Raw genomic sequence first — 20,591 nt, forward strand, 5'->3', positions numbered from 1 at the left:
TTTCAGGGGGTGGCGCCGGTTGCGGCGATGGTCTCGAGGATGACCTCCTCGGGGACCCGGTCGACCAGGCGTGCCTGGCCGAGGCGGCCGAGGAGCACCAGCCGCAGGCGCCCGTTCTCGACCTTCTTGTCGCTGTCCATCAGCTCGCGCAGCCGCGCGGCCGACAATTCGGCCGGGGCTCGGGTGGGCAGGCCGGCGGCCGCGACCAGGGTCTCGATGCGGCGCGTGGCGGCCGCATCGATCAGTCCCAGTCGACGGGAGAGGTCGGCGGCCATGCACATGCCGGCGCCGACGGCCTCGCCGTGCAGCCACACACCATAGCCCATGCCGGCCTCGATGGCGTGGCCGAAGGTGTGGCCGAGATTCAGCAGGGCGCGAATGCCGCCTTCGCGTTCGTCCTGGCGGACGATTTCCGCCTTGATCAGGCAGGACTGCCGGATGGCCTCGGTGAGCGCGGCCTTGTCGCGACGGCGTAGATCGGCGACGTGTTTCTCGATCCACTCGAGAAAGTCCTCGTCCCACAGCAGTCCGTACTTGATCACCTCGGCCAGCCCGGCCGAGAGCTCCCGGTCGGGCAGGGTGTCGAGGCTGCCGGTGTCGGCCAGCACGCAGCGAGGCTGGTAGAAGGCCCCGATCATGTTCTTGCCACGCGGGTGATTCACCCCGGTCTTGCCGCCCACCGAACTGTCGACCTGGGCGAGCAGGGTGGTCGGCATCTGGATGAACGGGATGCCGCGCAGGAAGCTGGCTGCGGCAAAGCCGGTGATGTCGCCGATCACGCCACCGCCAAGCGCGATCAGCGTGGTCTTGCGGTCGACCTGCTTCTCCATCAGGAAGTCGTAGACCTGCCCCAGCGTCTCGAGGGTCTTGTACTGCTCGCCATCCGGCAGCGCGAGCAGCTCGACGCTCTTGCCGGCGGCCTTGAGAGAGCGGGTGAAACGCTCGGCATACAGGGGTGCCACGGTCGTGTTGCTGACGATCACCGCGCGGCTGGAGGGAATGAAGGGCGCGATCAGGTCCGTGTCGATCAGGTCGTTGTCGATGAAGATCGGATAGCTGCGTTCGCCGAGGTCCACGTTGACCGTGGTCGGCTGCGGAGCGTTGGTGGCGGCTGGATCGTTCATGGATCGGTACGGCCCTGTCGAGTGAAAGACGGGTGGGCGGCAACGGTTCGCCGGCTCGCCCTGCGGGGAGTTTACATCAACCCGAGGACGTAGCGTCCGGCGGGTCGCCGGCCTCGCGGCTCGCCGCGAGAATCCGGTCGGCCATGCTGCGAGGGGTCTGCCCGCCGGTTTCGAGGATCACATGGGCGGTTTCCCGGTACAGCGGGTCCCGCTCCGTCATCAGCCGTTGCAGCGTGGCCCGCCGGTCGCCTGTCTGCAGCAGCGGCCGCTGCGTGTCGTGCTGCGTGCGTTCGAACTGTCGCTCCACGCTGGTGTAGAGGTAGACCACCAGGCCGTTGGCGCGCAGGAGTTCACGGTTGTCCTCGCGTAGTACGGCACCACCGCCGGTCGCCAGAACGGTGCCGTTGCCGGCGGTCAGGTCGGCGAGCATGTCGTGCTCGCGCTGGCGAAAGCCGGCCTCGCCCTCGATGTCGAAGATCAGCGGAATGTTCGCGCCGGTGCGTTTCTCGATTTCACGGTCGGAATCGCGAAACTGCCAGCCGAGTCGATTGGCGAGCAGGCGGCCGATGGTGGTCTTTCCGGCCCCCATCGGGCCGATCAGGATGATGTTGCGCATGACTTGCGATTATACCGGCTCGAATAACGAAAAAACCCCGCCGAAGCGGGGTTGGTGAGTCGCGGTCCGGTCTGATCAGTTGTTGATCAGGGTGCCGCGATTGAAGTTGGCGAGATTGTCCCGATCGACGATCTTCGGCGTGACGAAGATCAGCAGCTCGAAGCGGGAGTCGTCGCTGATGCGGTTCTTGAACAGGTTGCCCAGTCCCGGCAGGTCACCGAAGAACGGTACCTTTTCAATCTGGGTGACGTTCTCGAACTCGTAGATCCCGCCGAGCACGACAGTCTGGCCATTCTGGACCTGGACCTTGGTCTGGACCTCACGCGTGTTGATCGGCGGCTCGCCGTTGATCGCGCGGGTGTAGTCCGGCTCCTCCTTCATGACCAGGATGTCCATGATCACGTTGTCGTTCGGCGTGATCTGCGGCGTCACTTCGGTCTTGAGCAGCGCTTCCTTGAACTCGATGTTCGCGATCGCGCCGCCACCGGAGGCGGTCTGCGACTGGTAGGGGATCTCGACGCCCTGCGAGATGACCGCCTTGTGGCCGTTGGTGGTGATCACCTTCGGGTTGGAGACGATCTTGCCGGTGCCCTCGCTCTGCATCGCCTGCAGCTCGAGGTTCAGCAGCACGTTCGAGCCCAGGATGGCCAGACCGAGCGAGCCGGTCGGGTCGCCGGCGATCGGCGTGTTGACCATCCAGTCGCTCGCGGAAGTGGCATAGGTTTGGTCGTTGAGGGCCGGGTTGCCCGGGGTGCGGATGGGCAGGTTCTGAGTGCCCGGGCTGGGGGAGGCGCCACCAAGACCGACTCGCTGGCCACCCCGATCGAAGCCGGCCTGCACGCCCCAGCGGACGCCCAGTTCGCGCGAGAAGTTGTCGGTGGCAATCACGATGCGCGTCTCGACCAGCACCTGCTTGACCGGCTTGTCGATCTGGGTGATCAGGCCACGTACCCGGTCGAGCGCGTCGGCCGTGTCGGTGACGATCAGCGTGTTGGTGCGCGCATCGACGGTGATCGAGCCACGACGGCTGAGGAAGTTGCCGTCGCTCTTGGCCTCGCCCCCCTGCTTGCCGCTGAGCCCCGAGCTCTGGCGAACCAGCGTCGCGATGTCGGCCGCCTTGGCGTAGTTGATCTGCACGATGTCGGTGATCAGCGGCGCGAGCTGCTGGGCCTGCTCGCGGGCGGCGAGCTCGGCTGAATCACGTTTGGCGATCTCTGCGGTTGGTGCAACGTAGATGACGTTGCCGTTCTGCCGCGCCGACAGGCCCTTGGTGGTCATGATCAGATCCAGGGCCTGATCCCAGGGCACGTTTTCCAGGCGCAGGCTGATCGAGCCCTGCACCGAGTCACTGACGACGATGTTGTTGCCGGTGAAGTCGGCGATCAGCTGCAGCAGCGGCCGCACCTGGATGTCCTGGAACTTCAGCGTCAGGCGTTCGCCGGTGTATTCCTTCTTGCCGAGCGAGGTGCGCTTGTCTTCCTCGGGGATCGGCTGGACCTCGACCACCAGGCGGTTGCCGGTCTGGTAAGCGAGGTGTTCGCCCGCGTCGTTGGTCTTGAGGGTCACGCGGCTGCCGTTGCCTTCGCGGCGCACGGTGATGTTCTCGACCGGCGTGGCGAAGTCGTTGACGTTGTATTGGCCCTGCTCCAGGCGGGTGCCCGGCAACTGGACCACGATCCGGCTGCCCTGGCGACGGATATCCATCGGCGCCTGGCTGCTGCCGATGTCCAGGAGCAGGCGGCCGGCACCGTCCGCGCTGCGGCGGAAGTCGATCGGTTGGCCGGCATCCATGGCCGTGGCCGCGGATTCACCCGGTGAGCTGACGGCCAGACCGCTTTCGGTCGTGGTCGCCTGACGGATCGGGTCGAAGGTGACCGTGACCATGTCGCCGTTCTGGCTGATCGCGTAGGGAACGGACTGATCCAGGTTGAATACCGCCCGGGTCTTGCCGTTCGCCTCGGCGAGCATTACCGACTCGACCGCGCCCAGGCCGATCGACGTCTGCCGACTGCCGGTCTTGTTCGTGACCTCGGGCAGGTCGATGGCAACCCGTGCCGGGTTGTCGATCTTGAAACTGCCGGGATCGCCTGCCAACGGTTCGGACAGGTCGAAGTTGACCATCACCTTGCCGTCACTGCTGCGGTCGTAGGTAATCCCGGTAAGGTCGCCGGCCAGTGCCAGGCAGGGAGCCAGGGCCGCGGCCATTGTGATGGCAGGGAGACCAAGCCCTCGACGCAGTCCCGTGCTCAGGCGTGAAGGTTTCTTGAGGTTGTCCATATCGCTGCTTCCCATCATTAGCTCCGGCCGCTCTGAGTCTTGACGACCGTTGTCTGTTTCTTCCAGCCACCCCGTCCATCGGGCACGATTTCCTCCAGCGTCACGCTGGATTCGCCAATTTCGACGACCTCGCCGTAGTTACGACCCATGTGGTCGCCGAGCATGATCTCGTGGATCACGCCGTTGCCGTCACGGATCAGGGCGTAGGTCGCATTCTGGCGGTTGATGATCCCGCGCATGGCCAGGGCATCGAGCGGGAAATGCTCCAGCGGCTCTTTCGGCCGGTCGATGTCCGGCTTGAGGCCATCGGCATCATCCACCTGATCGTCTTCCGGCGGCATGAACGGCGTGCGCACTTCCTCCGGAACGCTGTAGGCGTATTTGGGCAGCGGTTTCATCTCCGGAATCGGCTCGATCTTGCCACCCGGGCGAGCTTCCAGTTGGGCGACCTCCTGCTTGAGGTCGCTCATGTCCTGGGCGCAGCCGCTGAGCGTGCCGGCCAGGATCACGCCGGCGCCCATCAGGCCGAGCCGCAGCGCCGCGTTGCGTTTGGCTGCTGTCTTCATTGGCCGCCTCCTTGCTCGCCGCTTTCCAGATACCGGTATGTCTTGGCCTGAATGCCCATGCTGAGCTCACGGGGGATGTCGTCGTCCTCGACCTTGGGGTCCCGCGGCTTCATGGCCGGATTGTGCAACGTGACGATCCGGGGCAGGTTGGCCGTGTCACTGATGAACTGGGTCAGCTCGCGGTAGGTGCCGCGCAGCGACAGGTGATAGGTCATCTCCGCGTAGAAGTCGTGCTTGACCTCCTTGCCCGGCCGGATCTGTTCGTTCTTCAGGCCGTTGGAGAGCGAGGTCTGGGCGACATTGTCGATCAGGTTCTCGGCCTCACGCTTGTTCGGCAGCTGGCGCAGCAGCTCGCCGAAGCGCACTTCCATTTCCTTGATCTGCGCCTTGTACTTCTCGAGGTTGGCCGCCAGGCGCTGCTTGCGGTCCACCTTGTCGAGCAGGGACTGCTCCTCGCGCTGGGCGCGTTCAAGCAGCTCTTTCTGCGGCAGGGTGTCGAAGTAGACGACCGCGCCGACGATCAAGACGAAGACGAAGATGAAGATCACGAGGCGTGTGCCCAGCGAGGTCAGCCCTACCGTCTGGAAGTCGAGGTTTCTCAGTTCGTTGAGATCCATGGCTTAGTTCTCCTTGTCCGCTGCGCCTTCCTTGGGCGGCGTGATCTTGGCCTCGATCGAGAACACGTACTGGCCGGCACTCGTGTCACCGCTGGCGTCCTTCGCCAGAATGCCAGAGCCCACCAGGCTGGCGCTGCCGATGTAGTCGGCGCTGTTCAGGCGGCGCAGATAGGCGGCAACCCGTGCCTGGGCATCGGCCTTGCCTTGGATGCTGATCTTCTCGTCGTTGGTGACCGTGGCCGACGTCAGCTGCACGCCGTCGGGCAGGGTGGTGACGAAGTTTTCCATCAGGTGGACGATCGTCGGTCGGCTCGACTGCAGCTTCTCGATCACCTGCATGCGTGCCGTCAGCTCTGCCTTGCGCTTCTTGAGCTCGTTGATCTCCTGGATCTGGCGGTCAAGCTTCTTGATCACGCCCTCGAGGTAGGCATTGCGCTCCTGCTGATGCTCGATCTGCGTCTGCATGTAGGTGTGGATGCCGAAGGACACGCCCACGGCGATCAGTGCAGCCAGAACGAGGTGGACGACGAAATCGCGTTGTCGCTTCTGGCGCCGCTCCTCGCGCCAGGGGAGAAGGTTGATTCGTCTCATCAGTCGAAGCTCCTTAACGCAAGCCCGCAGGCGATAAGCATTGCGGCGCCGTGCCGAGCCATCTGCTCGGTAGACACGCCAGGTCCCTTGGCGAGTGCGGCGAACGGATTCGCCAGCCGGGTCGCGACCCCGGTCTCGTTGTTGATGCGCTCGACGGCGCCGGCGGTATTGGCCGCGCCGCCGCCGAGAAGAATCAGGTTGACGGTGCTGCCGCTTGATTCGGAGTAGTAGTACTGGATGAAGCGCTCGACGTTCATTGCCAGGGAATCGAGGTACGGCTGCAGCACCTTGCGCTGGTAGTCCTCGGGCAGGCTGTCGTCGCGCTTGCGCTCCTCGGCCTCCTCGAGCGACAGCCCGTATTGGGCGGCAATCTCGGCGGTGAGCTGCTGGCCGCCGCCCTCGTGCTCTCGCGTGTAGACGATATCGTCATCGACGAAGATGCTCAGCGTCGTGGTGGTGTCGCCAAGATCGAAAACCGCCACTGGCTGTGAACGTTCCTCGGGGGCTAGTGTCGGAGCGAGTATCTCGGTAAAGGCGTTCTGGAGAGCGAACGACTCGATGTCGACCACATCCACCGTCATCCCGGCGGCCTCCGCCACCGCGACACGGCTGTCGACGTTGTCCGTCCGCGTCGCGGCCATCAGTACGTCGACGCCTTCCGCTTCACCGGAGCGACGCTTCTTCTGCTTGCCGAGAATGTCGGTCTGGATCGGTTCGAAGTCGAAGTTGACCTCGTCGATCGGGAAGGGGATGTACTGGTCGGCCTCGAGGCGGACCTGCTCCTCGAGTTCGAATTCGTCGCCGGGGTTGTCGATATGCAACACCCGGCTGACGGCCGAGGAGGTCGGCACCGCCATGCAGAGGTTCCGGTTCTTCGCCCGGGCACGCTGCACGGCGCGCGTCAGCGCGGCGGCGACGGCCTCTGTGTCGGTGATTGATTTGCCCTGGACGGCCCCTTGAGGGAGGGGCTCGATGGCGAATGCGGTGGTTCGATAGCCGCCTCGGCGTTTTTCCAGCTGAATCAGCTTGACGGCGGTCGAGCTGATGTCGACCCCGAGGCGAGCGGGTTTAGCGCTGAATAGTGGCACGGTCATTCCCTTCCTTTTGAGCGTGCGTTAAGGTTTCGCACACACGCACCTTGTCTCCCAGAAATGCATCCTATGGCATAACCGCCGCGCTTGTCGACAACGGCTCCCGAGCGCACGCCTGATAACGGTTACTGGGGCTCATAGTTCTCGCAATCCGAATGAAGCTTATCAAGATTATTTTTTATCTGGTTGGTTTGGGACTGATTCTAGGCCTGGCCGGCCTTGGGGTCCTGTATCATATTTACAACACCCAGCTGCCGAGCGTCGACGAACTGGGCGAGGTGCGCTATCAGATGCCCATGCGCATTCACGACCGTGATGGCGGCCTGATCGCCGAATATGGCAACCAGCGGCGCTTCCCCGTTTCCTACGACGAAATCCCGCCGGTCGTGGTCGATGCCTTCGTCGCCGCCGAGGATGACCGTTTCTTCGAGCACGTGGGAGTCGACTTCATCGGCCTGGCGCGCGCGGCGATCGAGCTGGTCCGCACCGGCGAGAAGTCGCAGGGCGGTTCGACGATCACCATGCAGGTCGCCCGCAACTTCTACCTGGGCCGCGAGAAGACCTACACCCGCAAACTGTACGAGATCCTGCTGGCGATCAAGATCGATCGCGCCTTCAGCAAGGAGGAGATCCTTGCGCTGTATCTGAACAAGATCTTCATGGGGCATCGGGCCTATGGCGTCAAGGCGGCCGCTCAGGTCTATTTCGACAAGACGCTGCCGGAGTTGACCGTCGCCGAGGCCGCCATGCTGGCCGCGCTCCCCAAGGCCCCGTCGACCACCAACCCGGTCACGAATCCGGAGCGGGCCCTGGCCCGCCGCGCCTACGTGCTCGGACGCATGCTCAAGCTGGGCATGATCGATCAGTCGACCTTCGATCGCGCCATGGACGAACCGCTGCCGGGCGAGCTGTTCACCTCGGCCGAGATCGCCACCAAGGCGCCCTATGCAGCCGAGATGGCGCGCCATGACCAGGTGGAGCGGTTCGGCGAGGAGGCCTACCAGATGGGTCTCGATGTGCATACCAGCATCGACGCCAAGGCTCAGGCATCGGCGCGCCGTGCGTTGCGTGCGGCCCTGGTCGCCTACGACCGGCGTCACGGCTACCGTGGGCCGGAGGCCGACTGGAGTGACGTGCTCGAAGACCGCGAGGCGCTCGACGAGCGGTTGGCAGAAGCGGATCCGGTCGGCGGGTTGCTGGCCGCGGTCGTGCTCGAGGCCTCGGCGGACAAGGCCGTCTTGCTGATGGCGAAACGCGGTGAAGTAGGCGTCGACCTGGAGGCGGTGAAGTGGGCCTGCGAGTATCGCGACGTCGATCGCTGCGGCCCGAAGCCCAAACGGGTGGACGATGTGCTGTCACCCGGCGACATGGTCCGGCTCGAGGCAGTCGGCGACGAGGACGAGCCCCGTTATCGGCTCGCCCAGATCCCCGAGGTGACGGGGGCGTTCGTGGCGCTCGACCCCGCCACCGGTGCGGTTCGCGCGATGGTGGGTGGTTTCGATTTCTTCCACGACAGCCAGTTCAACAACGTCACCCAGGCCGAGCGGCAGCCCGGCTCGGGCTTCAAGCCCTATCTGTACTCGGCTGCTCTCGAGCATGGCTACACCTGGGCGAGCCTGATCAACGACTCGCCGGTCGTGGTCGAGGACGGCGTGCGCGAAGGGATCGACTGGCGCCCCAGCAACTATGGGCGCAGCTTCGGCGGCATGCGGCGCATGCGCGATGCCCTGACCCATTCCGTCAACCTGGTCTCGATTCGGCTGGCACGCGACGTGAGCCCTCAGGGCGTGCTCGACTACGCCGGTCGTTTCGGTCTGCCGGTGGATTCCTGGAAGCCGACCCTGTCGATGGCGCTCGGCAGCTATACCCTGACGCCGCTCGATCAGGTGGCCGGTTTTGCCGTGTTCGCCAATGGCGGCTATCGGGTGTCGCCCTACCTGGTTACCGAGGTGGGTAACCCGGACGAGGGCGTGGTCTATTCGCACCCGGCGGTCAGCCCCTGTGACGACTGTTCGGTGGAAACCGTCGACCCCAGCCTCGCCCCGCGCGCGATCAGCGAGCAGAATGCCTTTCTGATGCGTTCCGGGCTGAAGAGCGTGGTGCGTCAGGGTACCGGCCGCCGGGCCTGGCGTGCGCTCGAGCGGGGCGACATCGGCGGCAAGACCGGCACCACAAACGATCAGCGTGACGCCTGGTTCTCCGGATTCGGCCCGGGCTGGGTCGGCGTCGCCTGGGTCGGGTTTGCCGACAACAGCGAACTGGGGCGCCGCGAGACCGGCGGGCGCGCCGCGTTGCCGATGTGGATCGACTTCATGCGCGACGTGCTGCCGGCGCCGACCGACGACGAGGAGCCGCCCGAGGGCATCGTGACCGCCTGGATCGATCCGAAAACGGGCAAGCGCGTGCCCGAGGGTCATCCGGGCGCCATTCGGGAGTATTTCGATTCCACCAACCCGGATGCCGAGCTGCCCAAGAAGGATCCCGCTGCGTCGTCGGGGACCTCGCGCGAGGTGATTGAGAGTCTATTCTGAGCCACGGCGCCGGTGGACGAGTGGCCGGCGCCTTCGCAGGAGGAGCTGATGGGACCCGCTTCGCTGGAGGTGTTGCGCGTGGCCGCCCGCGAGGCGGCGGATGCGCCGGGACAGTCGCTGCGTGCCTCGCTGGAGGCGGCGGCGCGATCGCTGGGTGAATCTCTGGATGGTCGATTCCTGGCCGCCGACCTCGAGCGTCTCGAGCTGGAATTGACCCGTTACCGCGCCACGTTTCGCCCCGAGCAGGGCGAGCGCCTGCTCGAACTGCGCCGTGCAGCGCTCGAGGCGATGGATTTCTTTGCCGAATTTCGCCCCCGGCTGGTGGGCGACGTGCTCTCCGGGACGGCAGACCAGTACTCCTCCATCGTCCTGCAGTTGTTCGCGCCGACGCCGGAGGCCGTGATGGAGCGGCTGTTCGGTCGCGATATTCCCTTCGACGAGTCGGAGGCCACCTACGAATACTGTGGGGGGCGCAGTGAGCGGGTCTCGGTGTTCGTCTTCGGCGCGGGGGACGAGCAGGTGGTCCTGGAGGTGTTTCCCGAAGAGCGGATCCGCGAGACTCCGCTGGGTCCCGGTGGCGCCAAGCTGCGGCGCGCGTCCCGAAGCCAGTTGCTGGCTCTGATCGAGGGGGAGGCGCCGGCCTGACACGAAAAACGCCCCCGAGATCCGGGGGCGTTTTTTCTGCCATGCGTGCTGGACTGCGTTGTCAGTCGCGGGCGCTGAGGCGATGCACCGCATCGACCAGCACCTTCACCTTGTCCGGATTGACGTGCTGGTGAATGCCATGGCCCAGGTTGAAGACGTGACCGGGATTGGGGCCGAATTCCTCGAGGATGCGGGCCACCTCGCGCTCGATCACCTCGTCCGGGGCGTAGAGGACGCTCGGGTCGAGGTTGCCCTGCAGTGCGACGCGGTCGCCGACCTTCTCGCGGATGGTGTCGAGGTTGACGGTCCAGTCCAGACCGATGCCGTCGGCACCGGTGTCCGCGATCCAGGAGGCCCATTGACCACCGCCCTTGGTGAACAGAGTCACCGGCACGTAGCTGCCGTCCGGGCGTTTGCGGTTCAGGCCGTCGACGATGCGCTGCATGTACTGCAGGGAGAAGTCGCGGTAGTCGTGCGGTGCGAGCACGCCACCCCAGGTGTCGAAGACCATCAGGGCCTGGGCGCCCGCCTCGATCTGGGCATTGAGGTAGTCGGTCACCGCGTCGGCCAGTCGACCGAGCAGGTCATGGGCGGCCTTCGGGTCGCTGTAGACCAGGCCTTTCACCTTGGCGAAGTCCTTGGTGCCGCCGCCCTCGACCATGTAGGTCGCCAGCGTCCACGGGCTGCCGGTAAAGCCGATCAGCGGCACCCGGCCGTCGAGCGCCTTGCGGATGGTGGACACCGCGTTCATGACGTAGCCGAGATCCGTGCCCATGTCGGGCTTGGGCAGGCGGGCGACATCGGCGGCCGAGCGCACTGGCCGCTCGAACACCGGTCCTTCGCCCTTGACGAACTTCAGCCCCAGTCCCATCGCATCCGGGATGGTGAGGATGTCGGAGAACAGGATCGCCGCATCCAGGTCGTAGCGTTCGAGCGGCTGCAGCGTGACCTCGCAGGCGAGATCCGCCGAGCGGCACAGGTCCATGAAGCTGCCGGCGCGCGCACGAGTAGCGCGGTACTCCGGCAGGTAGCGTCCGGCCTGGCGCATGATCCAGATCGGGGTGCGGTCGACGGGCTGGCGCGCGAGTGCGCGCAGCAGGCGGTCGTTCTGCAGCGGGGCAGTCATCAAATCACACGTCCAGGTAGTCGAGGATGCCGAAGGCCGCGTTGCGCCCTTCGAAGACCGCGGTCACCACGAGATCCGCGCCGCGTACCATGTCGCCGCCGGCGAAGATCTTCGGATTGCTGGTCTGGAATTCCGGCTTGCTCTGGTCCTTGTGGACCACGACGCGGCCGCTCGCGTCCAGCTCGATCTTCTGGTCCTCGAACCAGTCGGCCGGGGAGGGGCGGAAGCCGAAGGCGATCAGCACCGCGTCGGCCTCGATCACCTGCTCGGAGCCCTCGATGGCCACCGGGCGGCGCCGACCGCGCTCGTCAGGCTCGCCCAGGCGGGTCTCGACGAACTTCACGCCCGTGACCTCGCCGCCTTCGCCGAGGATCTCGACCGGCTGCAGGTTGAACATGAAGTGGGCGCCTTCTTCGCGGGCGTTCTTCACCTCGCGGCGCGAACCCGGCATGTTGTCCTCGTCACGGCGGTAGACGGTGGTGACCTTGGCCGCGCCCTGGCGCAGCGAGGTACGGGTGCAGTCCATCGCGGTGTCGCCGCCGCCGAGGACCACCACGCGCTTGTCCTTGACGCTGATGTAGGGGTAGTCGCCGCCGAAGTCCAGCAGGTGGTTGGTGTTGCCGATCAGGAAGGGCAGCGAGGCGTGGACGCCGTCGAGGTCCTCGCCCGGGAAACCGCCCTGCATGGCGTTGTAGGCACCCATGCCCATGAACACCGCGTCGAACTCCTCGAGGATGTCGTCGATGGTGACGTCCTTGCCGACCTCGGTATTGAGGCGGAATTCGATGCCCATGCCCTCGAAGATCTCGCGACGGGTCTCCATCACGTGCTTCTCGAGCTTGAACGAGGGGATGCCGAAGGTGATCAGGCCTCCGATCTGCGGGTGGCGGTCGAAGACCACCGCCTCGACGCCGTGGCGGGCGAGGATGTCGGCGCAGCCCAGGCCGGCCGGCCCGGCACCGATGACCGCGACGCGCTTGCCGGTGGGCACGACATCCGACATGTCCGGCCGCCAGCCCATCTTGAAGGCCTCGTCGGCGATGTATTTCTCGACCGAGCCGATGGTGACCGCGCCGAAGCCGTCATTCAGGGTGCAGGCGCCCTCGCAGAGGCGGTCCTGCGGGCAGACGCGACCGCAGACCTCGGGCAGGGAGTTGGTCTTGTGCGCCATCTCCGCGGCCTCGAGCAGGTTGCCCTCGGCGATCAGCTTGAGCCAGTTGGGGATGTAGTTGTGGACCGGGCATTTCCACTCGCAGTACGGATTACCGCACTCGAGGCAGCGGTCCGCCTGCTCGGCGGCGTGATCCGGCGTGAATTGCCCGTAGATTTCATTGAACTGGTGGACGCGCTCTTCGGCCGGAGTGGTCTCCGGGTCGCGTCGCGGAACGTTCAGAAACTGGAAAGTCTCGCCCATGGCTCGTTCTCGAATTGATGGTTCGGATCAATGCGGCGTCCGGGGCGGGTGCCCGAGAGGGCGTGACCGCGCCCGCGGCTCAGGCCGAAAGACGGTTGCGGACGACCTGGCTGACGACCGCCATGTCGGCGCGGCCGGCCAGTCGTTCGCGGGCCGCTTTCATCACGGCGCCCATCTGACTCAGATCACTGGCCTGTTCGGCGGCAATGATTTCGGCAACCGCGGCCTCGATTTCCTCGGCGGAAAGCGGCTGAGGTAGGTAGGTCTCGATGATCGCCAGTTCGGCTTCCTCGACGGCCTTGAGGTCGTCGCGGCCGGCCGATTCGTACTGGGCGATCGATTCGCGGCGCTGCTTGGCCTGCTTCGTCAGGATCGCCATGGCCTCGTCGTCGCTGACGTCGCGGCGCTCGTCGATCTCCCGCTGCTTGATCGCGGAGATCAGCATGCGGATCGTGGCCAGGCGCGACTTTTCGCCGCCCTTCATGGCCGTTTTCATGTCGGCGGTCAGGCGCGCCTTGATCGTGCTCATGCGGATAGGTCCGTCGAGCGAGTGATCAGTACAGGCGAACGCGACGCGCTTGTTCCTTCGCGAGGCGCTTCTGGTTGCGCTTCACGGCAGCAGCAGCCTTGCGCTTGCGGGCAGCGGTCGGCTTCTCGTAGTACTCGCGCTCGCGCATCTCGCTGATGATGCCGGCTTTCTCGCAGGAGCGCTTGAAACGACGAACTGCAACCTCGAAGGGCTCATTTTCCCGAACACGTACAGAAGGCATGAATGCGTTCCACCTCGTTGAATTGAAACTGAAATGTTTGGCTTCGGACCCGTGCGGCCCAAAATAAAAGGTGTTGTAGTATAAAGCGTTGCCGGAGGTGTGCAAGAGGCCAGTGTTCTTCTTGCCGTTGCCTCCGTGTCCCTAGATCTATCCTTGCCAGCCTATATAAGGAGTGTGGCGCGTGCGCGTATTGGCAGTCGAAAGTTCCTGTGACGAGACGGCGCTGGCCGTCTATGACGGTCGCGAGGGGCGACTGCTGGCTCACCGGGTGCACTCACAGACCGACGTGCATGCCGCCTACGGCGGGGTGGTCCCGGAGCTTGCCGCGCGCGACCACATGCGTCGACTGCCGATGCTCGCCCGCGAAACGATGGCCGAGGCGGGATTCGGTTACGACGCGCTGGACGGGGTCGCCTACACCGCCGGGCCGGGGCTGGCCGGGGCGTTGATGACCGGTGCGGCCTTCGCCAAGGGGCTGGCTGCGGCGCGTGGTCTGCCGGCGCTGGGCATCAATCACCTGGAAGGTCACATCCTCGCGCCTTTGCTGGGCGCCGAGCCGCCTTCCTTTCCGTTCCTGGCCTTGCTCGTCTCCGGTGGTCACAGTCAACTGATCGAGGTGCGCGAGGTGGGCGATTATCGCCTCCTCGGGGAAAGCATCGATGACGCCATCGGCGAGGCGTTCGACAAGTCCGCCAAGCTGATGGGGCTCGGCTACCCGGGCGGGGCGGCGCTGTCGAAGCTCGCCGAGCAGGGCGATCCGGCAGCGATCCCGTTCACGCGTCCCATGGTCAACCGTCCCGGTCTCGAGCTGAGCTTCAGTGGACTGAAGACGGCGGTGGCCAATGCGATCGCTGCCGGCAACGACCATCACGACGTGGCTGCCTCGTTCGAACGCACCGTGATCGACACCCTGGAGATCAAGCTCGGGCGGGCCCTGGACCAGACCGGTCTGGAGCGACTGGTGGTGGCCGGTGGGGTGGCTGCCAATCGCCCGTTGCGGCGACGGCTGACGGCCATGATGGCCGACCGCGGTGGCCGGGTGTTCTTTCCCGAGATCGAGTTGTGCACCGACAACGCCGCGATGATCGCGCTGGCCGGTTACCTGCGCTTGGTAGCGGGGGAGCGCGACGCCGCGGCGGGGTTCTCGGTGCGGCCGCGCTGGCCGCTCGATGCGTTGGCGGTCCCCGGTCAGGTGGCCTGACGCCGGCGCCGGGTCATTCGGTCGGTTCGGACTTCGCTGCCTTCTCGCCGATGCGTGGTTCCTCTCCACGGATCAGTCGGCGGATATTGCCGTGATGGCGCAGGATGAGCAGCAGGGCCATCACCGACACGGCCAGGGCGATGAACGGTGGCGAGAGCAGGGTGGCGAGCGTTGCGGCGACGACGGCGGCGAACAGGGCCGACAGCGAGGAGTAGCGTGTCGCCCAGGCCGTGCTGAGCCAGCCGACGATGGCAACGATGCCGACCACCGGTGCCATGCCGAGCATGGCGCCGGCCGCGGTCGCCACCCCCTTGCCGCCCTTGAAGGCAAAAAAGACCGGGAACAGGTGGCCGAGGAAGGCAAACAGCCCGGCCGCGCCCATCGCGGCGGTCCGGTTCGGCTCGTCGATCACTGCGGCGACCAGCACGACCGGCAGCAGCCCCTTGAGCAAGTCGCCCACCAGCGTGACAATGGCCGCCTTTTTCCCGCCCAGCCGCAGCACGTTGGTGGCGCCGGGATTGCCGGAGCCTGCCGAGCGCGGGTCGGGCAGGCCGAGCAGGCGCGCGGTGATCACCGCGGTGGACAGCGAGCCGACCAGATAGGCGGCGAGGGCGACGATGAGCAGCGTGGGCCAGTCGAGGGCAGTCAAAAGGTGATCCCGGTGTTTGAATGGGGCGGCCATTATCGCGGTGGAAGCGGTCGGCGGCAAACCGGTCGGTGCCAGCCGATGCAGGTCGCGGGTGGTGTGGCGTGAACCAGGCTCCGGCTGTCGAGTCGTCGCCGGCGGGAGGTGTCGGGCTGGTGGCCGGCTGGTCGTATCCGGCCACCGTGTTCCAGCCGCTTCAGCAAAAGCTGGGGGAGGCCTCGCTATTTGCCTGCGACTGGCCGACGTTCGTCGCCGACTGGCTCGACGAGTCGGCGGTGACGCCTGACGATCCGCACCCGTCAGTCTGGGTCGGCTGGTCGCTCGGCGGGGCGCTGCTCCTCGAGGCATTGCGTCGCGGCCGCATCGCGCCCGATCGCTTGATCCTCGTCAATGCCACACCCCGGTTTCTCGAGGCGCCGGGCTGGCCGGGTGTGCCGGAAACCGAGTGGCGAGGCCTGCGACGAGCCGCGCGCCGCCATCCGGACGCGGCGGTGGCCGCGTTTCGACGTCGCTTCGCCTTGCCGGACGTACCGGGAGGGGCGGGCGATGTGGCCGATGTGAGCGGGCTCGACTGGCTGGCGCGGCTGGATCTGCGGGCGGTTCTTGCGGATGTGACGACGCCGGTCGAGTGCTGGCTGGCGCCCGAGGATCCGCTGGTGCCGGTCGACTGGCCGTCACGGCTGGCCTTGTCACCGCAGGTCAGCTGTCATCGCTTCACCCGCCCCGGGCACGCGTCGTGGTGGCATGAACCAGCCGAGCTTGCCGCCCGTCTGTCGGCGCGCTGATGCAGAGTCGCCTTTTGCCGTCCTGTCGACCGATCACAGTTATTTAATGAGTGCCCTTGTTCTGCATGTCCTCCTTGCCTTCCTTTGATCAGCGTCGCGTCCGTGAGCGGTTCAACCGTGCGGCAGGCCACTACGACCGTCATGCCGCGGTTCAGCGCGAGATCGGTCGCCGTCTGGACGAGCGCTTCGGCTGGCTGAAGCTCGAGCCGAGCCGGGTTCTCGATCTGGGTGCCGGCACCGGCCAGATGGTGCGTGCCATGCGGGAGCGCTATCCGAAGGCCGAGGTGATCGGGCTCGATCTGGCCGAGGCGATGCTGCGGCGGTTGCCGCGGCGACGCTGGTGGTCCCGGCATCGCCTGGGTGTGGCGGCCGACATGCATGCCCTGCCGTTTGCCGGAGGGAGCATGGATGCGGTGGTGTCGAATTTCGCGGTGCAGTGGAGCGATCGGCCGGCGGCATTGTTTGCCGAGGTGGCGCGGGTGATGTCGTCCGGGGCGCCGTTTGCCTTCACCACCCTCGGCCCCGACAGCCTGGTCGAGGTGCGCCGCGCCTGGGCGGAAGTGGACCCGACGCCCCACGTGCACCAGTTTCTCGACATGCACGATCTGGGCGATGCGCTGGTCGGCGCCATGCTTGCCGACCCGGTCATGGACCGGGAGGCGGTGACCGTGACCTATCCGACGGTGGATGCCCTGCTTGGCGATCTCCGCGGGGTCGGAGTGGGCAATACCCAGTCGGGCCGGTCGCGAGGCATGACCGGGGCGAAGGCCTGGCGTCGCTTCCGTGACGCGCTTGCCGACCAGGCTGTCGATGGCCAGATTCCGCTCACCTATGAAATCGTCTACGGCCTGGCATGGGGGACGGGTGTGTCGCCCGTCTCTCAGTCGTCTCACGGGTTGGTGGGCGCCTGATGGCGTCTGGCTCGCCTCTGCTGGCCGGGGTGTCGCATTAATGCAACACCTGCAGCTCGCCCCGCGATCGAATCAGGTTTGCTTATGGAACAGGGTCTTGCCCGCCTAACTGGTTGAAAGGGTGTTGGCGGGCCGCTCGTGGCGCGAGTAGGTAAGTAAATTCATAGGTTTTTGTCCGCGGGGGATTGGATTATCATCCGCGGTCGAAGAAAAAGGGTCTGGCCGTCCCACGGCCGGGATGAACCTAAAAGTCTGGAGGGGTCACGATGTCCACCAATGCAGTGCCGGTAGCAACCGAGCAGTACAATTACGGCATCGTCAAGAAGTTCGCCATCATGGCCATGATTTGGGGCGTGTTGGGGATGCTTGCCGGTGTCTACATTGCCAGTGAGCTGGCATGGCCATTTTTGAACTTTAATATTGCCGAGATCACCTTCGGCCGTCTGCGCCCCGTGCACACGACGCTGGTGATCTTCGGCTTTGGTGGTAGTGCGCTGTTCGCGACGTCGTACTACATCGTGCAGCGCACCTGTCAGGCGCGGCTGTGGGGCGGCTCGATCCTTCCGGAGTTCACCTTCTGGGGCTGGCAGCTCTCGATCGGTCTGGGCGTGCTGTTCTACATGGCCGGCTACACGCAGGGCCGTGAGTACGCCGAGTTCATCTGGCCGGTCGACCTGCTGATCACCGTCACCTGGGTGGCCTACTTCGCCATCTTCGCGATGACCCTGGTCAAGCGCAGCCAGCCGCACATCTACGTGGCCAACTGGTTCTTCATGGCCTTCATCCTGGCCACCGCGCTGCTGCACATCTTCAACAACCTGCAGGTGCCGGTTGCCTGGAACAGCCTCGAGTCCTACGCGCTGTTCTCGGGTGTTCAGGATGCGATGACCCAGTGGTGGTACGGCCACAACGCGGTCGGCTTCTTCCTGACTGCCGCGTTCCTCGGCATGATGTACTACTTCGTGCCCAAGCAGGCCGGTCGTCCGATCTACTCCTACCGCCTGTCGATCGTCCACTTCTGGGCGCTGTCGTTCCTGTACATGTGGGTCGGTGCTCACCACCTGCACTGGACCGCGCTGCCGGACTGGGTCTCCACCCTCGCGGCGACCTTCTCCATTCTCCTGCTGCTGCCGTCCTGGGGTGGCATGATCAACGGCATCATGACCCTGTCGGGCGCCTGGGAGAAGCTGCGTACCGATCCGATCATGCTGTTCCTGATCACCGCGCTGGCGTTCTACGGCATGTCGACCTTCGAGGGTCCGATGATGTCGCTGAAGTCGGTTAACGCCCTGTCGCACTACACCGACTGGACCGTCGGCCACGTGCACTCCGGCGCGCTGGGCTGGGTTGCGATGATCTCCATCGGTTCCTTCTATCACCTGATCCCGCGGCTCTGGGGCACCACCCTGTACTCGACCAAGCTGGTGTTCGTCCACTTCTGGCTGGCCACCATCGGTGTCGTGCTCTACATCGTCGCCATGTGGGTCGCCGGTATCGGCCAGGGCCTGATGCTGCGTGCCTTCGACCAGTACGGCAACCTCGCCTACACCTTTATCGAGACCGTGTCGTTCATGCACATCCCGTATGTCGTCCGTGCCATCGGTGGGGCGTTCTTCCTCTCGGGGATGCTGGTCATGGGTTACAACATCCGCAAGACGATCGCCGGGGCCCGTCAGCCGGCCGCCGCCGAAGGTCGTGACGCCGTGGCTGCCGCCGCACGCTAAAGGATTGAGGTTAGGTGAATGAAACACGAAAGCATTGAAATCAACTCCGGCCTGCTGATCGTCCTCACCCTGATGGTGATCAGCATCGGTGGCCTGGTCGAAATCGTCCCGCTGTTCCACATCGAGGAGACGGTCGAGGAAGTCGACGGCGTACGCCCCTACACCCCGCTGGAACTGCGGGGCCGGGACATCTACGTCCGCGAGGGCTGCTACACCTGCCACTCGCAGATGATCCGTCCGTTCCGTGACGAGATGCTGCGCTACGGCCACTACTCGCTGGCAGCCGAGTCGCAGTACGACCATCCGTTCCAGTGGGGCTCCAAGCGCACCGGTCCGGACCTGGCCCGCGTCGGCGGCAAGTACTCCAACGAGTGGCAGACGCAGCACCTGGTTGATCCGCAGTCGCTGGTGCCCGAGTCGATCATGCCGGGCTACCCCTGGCTGCTCGAGGACGAGCTCGACTACAGCCAGATCGAGGAACGCATGGTGGCGCTCAAGCGCGTCGGCGTGCCGTACTCGCAGAGCCAGGCGGAATACGACGCCAACGTCGAGAAGTTCGGTCAGGAGATGGCCGACAAGCTGCACGTCTCCAACGCCACCCAGGTGCTGGAAGACCAGGCGGCGGCCGAGGACTGGGACGGCAAGCCGGGCCAGATCACCGAAATGGATGCCCTCGTGGCTTACCTGCAGATGCTGGGAACGATGGTCGACTTCTCGAAGTACGAAGATGGCCATTTCAACCAGTTCCGCTGATACATAAAACCGCCACCATCGAGGTGATTTCTTGATAGGCGATATCTTTGCGTGGTTGGGCGACATGGAGAACAGCAAGCCGCTGGCGCTGATCCTGTTCTTCTCCGCCTTCGTGGGAATCATCCTGTACGTCTACACCGGGAAGAAGCGCAAGCAGCGCCTGGAGTCGTACAAGGACATTCCCTTCCTGGACGACGACGAGCTCGACCCCACGCAACAAGAGAAACAACAGGTGAATAACGATGAGTCAACCGGAAAATAAGCAGGGGCAGGTCGAGACCACCGGGCACGTTTGGGACGGCGATCTGCGCGAGTACAACAACCCGTTGCCGCGCTGGTGGCTGTGGGCCTTCTACATCACCATCATCTTCTCGGTGATCTACTGGATCCTCTACCCGGCCTGGCCGTACGGCGATACCTACACCAAGGGCATCAGCACGGTCGAGTACACGGTGGAAGGCGAGAACGGTGAAGAGAAGACCGTTACCGAGCACTGGAACACCCGTGCGCTGTTCACCAAGAACATGCAGTCCAGCCCGTCGGCCCTCGCCCAGCAGGAGTGGGTCAACAAGGTCAAGGACATGAGCTTCGAGGAGATCGAGCAAGATCCGGACACCCTGCAGTTCGCCATGTCCGTCGGTCACGGCACCTTCGGCGACTACTGCGCGGCCTGCCACGGTGCGGGTGGTCAGGGCAAGATCGGTCTGTTCCCGAACCTGGCTGACAACGCGTGGCTGTACGGCAACTCCTACGAGACGATCGTCAGCAAGATCGCCGGTGGCATCAACGGCATGATGCCGGCGCAGAATGTTGCCGAGGACAAGATCGACGATCTGGCCAAGTACGTGCTGAGCCTGTCCGGCAATGCCGAGATCAGTGGTGAGGCGGCGAGCCGCGGCAAGCAGGCGTTCGCGAGCTGTGCGGGCTGCCACGGCCAGAACGGCAAGGGCAACGAGGCCATGGGCGCGCCGAACCTGACCGATGCCATCTGGGACGTTGCCGACGTGCCGGGCTGCAAAGGCGACACCGCTTGCCAGATGGAAGAGATCAAGCACGTCGTCAACAACGGCATCCAGCGTCAGATGCCGGGCTTCGGCGACCGCCTGACCGACACGCAGATTCGCATGCTCGCCATCTACGTACGTCAGCTTGGCGGCAACTGATCGGCGTCACGATCGCTAGCGATTGCAAAAACACCGGCCA

General features: G+C 65.1%; 21 protein-coding genes. 9 read left to right on the forward strand and 12 right to left on the reverse strand.

Annotation, left to right across the window (positions count from 1 at the left end):
• Nucleotides 1-2: 2 nt before the first annotated feature.
• The 7 genes from aroB to pilM form a co-directional block, all read right to left on the reverse strand.
• Complete coding sequence (aroB, locus tag AWR35_RS07305; RefSeq protein WP_058575303.1) at nucleotides 3-1,124, reverse strand: 3-dehydroquinate synthase; 1,122 nt, start codon at nucleotides 1,122-1,124, stop codon at nucleotides 3-5.
• 76 nt (nucleotides 1,125-1,200) lie between these two features.
• On the reverse strand, nucleotides 1,201-1,740 hold the full coding sequence (gene aroK, locus AWR35_RS07310) for a shikimate kinase AroK (protein ID WP_058575304.1): 540 nt from the start codon (nucleotides 1,738-1,740) through the stop codon (nucleotides 1,201-1,203).
• A 75-nt stretch (nucleotides 1,741-1,815) separates the two neighbouring features.
• The gene (pilQ, locus tag AWR35_RS07315) at nucleotides 1,816-4,032 is read right to left on the reverse strand and encodes a type IV pilus secretin PilQ (protein WP_197408168.1); all 2,217 of its coding nucleotides are present in this window, start codon (nucleotides 4,030-4,032) and stop codon (nucleotides 1,816-1,818) included.
• A 2-nt stretch (nucleotides 4,033-4,034) separates the two neighbouring features.
• The gene (locus AWR35_RS07320) at nucleotides 4,035-4,583 is read right to left on the reverse strand and encodes a pilus assembly protein PilP (RefSeq protein WP_058575306.1); all 549 of its coding nucleotides are present in this window, start codon (nucleotides 4,581-4,583) and stop codon (nucleotides 4,035-4,037) included.
• Entirely contained in the window at nucleotides 4,580-5,200 is a 621-nt protein-coding gene (locus AWR35_RS07325) for a type 4a pilus biogenesis protein PilO (RefSeq protein ID WP_058575307.1), read from the reverse strand. Before AWR35_RS07325 ends, AWR35_RS07320 begins: the two co-directional genes overlap by 4 nt.
• A gap of 3 nt (nucleotides 5,201-5,203) precedes the next feature.
• On the reverse strand, nucleotides 5,204-5,791 hold the full coding sequence (locus tag AWR35_RS07330; protein WP_058575308.1) for a PilN domain-containing protein: 588 nt from the start codon (nucleotides 5,789-5,791) through the stop codon (nucleotides 5,204-5,206).
• The gene (gene pilM, locus AWR35_RS07335; RefSeq protein WP_197408169.1) at nucleotides 5,791-6,879 is read right to left on the reverse strand and encodes a type IV pilus assembly protein PilM; all 1,089 of its coding nucleotides are present in this window, start codon (nucleotides 6,877-6,879) and stop codon (nucleotides 5,791-5,793) included. The genes AWR35_RS07330 and pilM overlap by 1 nt, the downstream gene beginning before the upstream one ends.
• A 194-nt stretch (nucleotides 6,880-7,073) precedes the next feature.
• Between pilM and AWR35_RS07340 the strand changes: the two genes are divergently transcribed.
• Entirely contained in the window at nucleotides 7,074-9,413 is a 2,340-nt protein-coding gene (locus AWR35_RS07340) for a PBP1A family penicillin-binding protein (RefSeq protein ID WP_231723575.1), read from the forward strand.
• Between the two features lie 48 nt (nucleotides 9,414-9,461).
• Nucleotides 9,462-10,058 carry a hypothetical protein gene (locus tag AWR35_RS07345; protein WP_058575311.1) on the forward strand — a complete coding sequence of 199 codons (597 nt, stop codon included), beginning with the start codon at nucleotides 9,462-9,464 and terminating at the stop codon, nucleotides 10,056-10,058.
• A 61-nt stretch (nucleotides 10,059-10,119) separates the two neighbouring features.
• Here AWR35_RS07345 and hemE read toward each other — a convergent pair whose 3' ends face one another.
• From hemE to rpsU, 4 genes are all read right to left on the reverse strand, one after another.
• Entirely contained in the window at nucleotides 10,120-11,184 is a 1,065-nt protein-coding gene (gene hemE / locus AWR35_RS07350) for a uroporphyrinogen decarboxylase (RefSeq protein ID WP_058575480.1), read from the reverse strand.
• A gap of 4 nt (nucleotides 11,185-11,188) precedes the next feature.
• A complete protein-coding gene (locus AWR35_RS07355; protein WP_058575312.1) occupies nucleotides 11,189-12,598 on the reverse strand; it encodes an FAD-dependent oxidoreductase in 1,410 nt (469 codons plus the stop codon).
• A 79-nt stretch (nucleotides 12,599-12,677) separates the two neighbouring features.
• Nucleotides 12,678-13,127 carry a GatB/YqeY domain-containing protein gene (locus AWR35_RS07360; RefSeq protein ID WP_058575313.1) on the reverse strand — a complete coding sequence of 150 codons (450 nt, stop codon included), beginning with the start codon at nucleotides 13,125-13,127 and terminating at the stop codon, nucleotides 12,678-12,680.
• A gap of 25 nt (nucleotides 13,128-13,152) precedes the next feature.
• Nucleotides 13,153-13,368, reverse strand: coding sequence for a 30S ribosomal protein S21 (rpsU, locus tag AWR35_RS07365; protein ID WP_058575314.1), 216 nt, complete (start codon nucleotides 13,366-13,368; stop codon nucleotides 13,153-13,155).
• A gap of 181 nt (nucleotides 13,369-13,549) precedes the next feature.
• On the opposite strand from rpsU, the gene tsaD reads away from it, so the two are divergent.
• Entirely contained in the window at nucleotides 13,550-14,569 is a 1,020-nt protein-coding gene (gene tsaD / locus AWR35_RS07370) for a tRNA (adenosine(37)-N6)-threonylcarbamoyltransferase complex transferase subunit TsaD (protein ID WP_058575315.1), read from the forward strand.
• 13 nt (nucleotides 14,570-14,582) lie between these two features.
• Here tsaD and plsY read toward each other — a convergent pair whose 3' ends face one another.
• A complete protein-coding gene (gene plsY / locus AWR35_RS07375) occupies nucleotides 14,583-15,218 on the reverse strand; it encodes a glycerol-3-phosphate 1-O-acyltransferase PlsY (protein WP_231723576.1) in 636 nt (211 codons plus the stop codon).
• A 101-nt stretch (nucleotides 15,219-15,319) separates the two neighbouring features.
• Here plsY and AWR35_RS07380 point away from each other — a divergent pair, with 101 nt between their 5' ends.
• The 6 genes from AWR35_RS07380 (at nucleotide 15,320) to ccoP (ending at nucleotide 20,551) form a co-directional block, all read left to right on the forward strand.
• The gene (locus tag AWR35_RS07380; protein WP_197408170.1) at nucleotides 15,320-16,000 is read left to right on the forward strand and encodes an alpha/beta fold hydrolase; all 681 of its coding nucleotides are present in this window, start codon (nucleotides 15,320-15,322) and stop codon (nucleotides 15,998-16,000) included.
• A gap of 65 nt (nucleotides 16,001-16,065) precedes the next feature.
• Nucleotides 16,066-16,911, forward strand: coding sequence for a malonyl-ACP O-methyltransferase BioC (bioC, locus tag AWR35_RS07385; protein ID WP_058575318.1), 846 nt, complete (start codon nucleotides 16,066-16,068; stop codon nucleotides 16,909-16,911).
• A 266-nt stretch (nucleotides 16,912-17,177) separates the two neighbouring features.
• Entirely contained in the window at nucleotides 17,178-18,635 is a 1,458-nt protein-coding gene (gene ccoN / locus AWR35_RS07390) for a cytochrome-c oxidase, cbb3-type subunit I (protein ID WP_058575319.1), read from the forward strand.
• An 18-nt stretch (nucleotides 18,636-18,653) separates the two neighbouring features.
• Complete coding sequence (gene ccoO / locus AWR35_RS07395) at nucleotides 18,654-19,388, forward strand: cytochrome-c oxidase, cbb3-type subunit II (protein ID WP_058575320.1); 735 nt, start codon at nucleotides 18,654-18,656, stop codon at nucleotides 19,386-19,388.
• 31 nt (nucleotides 19,389-19,419) lie between these two features.
• The gene (locus AWR35_RS07400; RefSeq protein ID WP_231723577.1) at nucleotides 19,420-19,650 is read left to right on the forward strand and encodes a cbb3-type cytochrome c oxidase subunit 3; all 231 of its coding nucleotides are present in this window, start codon (nucleotides 19,420-19,422) and stop codon (nucleotides 19,648-19,650) included.
• The gene (gene ccoP / locus AWR35_RS07405; RefSeq protein ID WP_058575321.1) at nucleotides 19,631-20,551 is read left to right on the forward strand and encodes a cytochrome-c oxidase, cbb3-type subunit III; all 921 of its coding nucleotides are present in this window, start codon (nucleotides 19,631-19,633) and stop codon (nucleotides 20,549-20,551) included. Before AWR35_RS07400 ends, ccoP begins: the two co-directional genes overlap by 20 nt.
• The last annotated feature ends 40 nt before the right edge of the window (nucleotides 20,552-20,591 follow it).

The sequence above is a fragment of the Guyparkeria sp. WRN-7 genome (genome assembly GCF_001641825.1).
Taxonomy (GTDB): Bacteria; Pseudomonadota; Gammaproteobacteria; order Halothiobacillales; family Halothiobacillaceae; genus Guyparkeria.

What these genes read in the sequence shown, in the direction of transcription:
- aroK (WP_058575304.1), bottom strand. Translation starts at nt 1,740, where the DNA reads ATGCGCAACATCATCCTGATCGGCCCGATGGGGGCCGGAAAGACCACC.
- bioC (WP_058575318.1), top strand. Translation starts at nt 16,066, where the DNA reads ATGTCCTCCTTGCCTTCCTTTGATCAGCGTCGCGTCCGTGAGCGGTTC.
- AWR35_RS07330 (WP_058575308.1), bottom strand. Translation starts at nt 5,791, where the DNA reads ATGAGACGAATCAACCTTCTCCCCTGGCGCGAGGAGCGGCGCCAGAAG.
- AWR35_RS07345 (WP_058575311.1), top strand. Translation starts at nt 9,462, where the DNA reads ATGGGACCCGCTTCGCTGGAGGTGTTGCGCGTGGCCGCCCGCGAGGCG.
- AWR35_RS07355 (WP_058575312.1), bottom strand. Translation starts at nt 12,598, where the DNA reads ATGGGCGAGACTTTCCAGTTTCTGAACGTTCCGCGACGCGACCCGGAG.
- AWR35_RS07325 (WP_058575307.1), bottom strand. Translation starts at nt 5,200, where the DNA reads ATGGATCTCAACGAACTGAGAAACCTCGACTTCCAGACGGTAGGGCTG.
- aroB (WP_058575303.1), bottom strand. Translation starts at nt 1,124, where the DNA reads ATGAACGATCCAGCCGCCACCAACGCTCCGCAGCCGACCACGGTCAAC.
- AWR35_RS07360 (WP_058575313.1), bottom strand. Translation starts at nt 13,127, where the DNA reads ATGAGCACGATCAAGGCGCGCCTGACCGCCGACATGAAAACGGCCATG.
- rpsU (WP_058575314.1), bottom strand. Translation starts at nt 13,368, where the DNA reads ATGCCTTCTGTACGTGTTCGGGAAAATGAGCCCTTCGAGGTTGCAGTT.
- ccoP (WP_058575321.1), top strand. Translation starts at nt 19,631, where the DNA reads ATGAGTCAACCGGAAAATAAGCAGGGGCAGGTCGAGACCACCGGGCAC.
- ccoN (WP_058575319.1), top strand. Translation starts at nt 17,178, where the DNA reads ATGTCCACCAATGCAGTGCCGGTAGCAACCGAGCAGTACAATTACGGC.
- AWR35_RS07320 (WP_058575306.1), bottom strand. Translation starts at nt 4,583, where the DNA reads ATGAAGACAGCAGCCAAACGCAACGCGGCGCTGCGGCTCGGCCTGATG.
- ccoO (WP_058575320.1), top strand. Translation starts at nt 18,654, where the DNA reads ATGAAACACGAAAGCATTGAAATCAACTCCGGCCTGCTGATCGTCCTC.
- hemE (WP_058575480.1), bottom strand. Translation starts at nt 11,184, where the DNA reads ATGACTGCCCCGCTGCAGAACGACCGCCTGCTGCGCGCACTCGCGCGC.
- pilQ (WP_197408168.1), bottom strand. Translation starts at nt 4,032, where the DNA reads ATGGGAAGCAGCGATATGGACAACCTCAAGAAACCTTCACGCCTGAGC.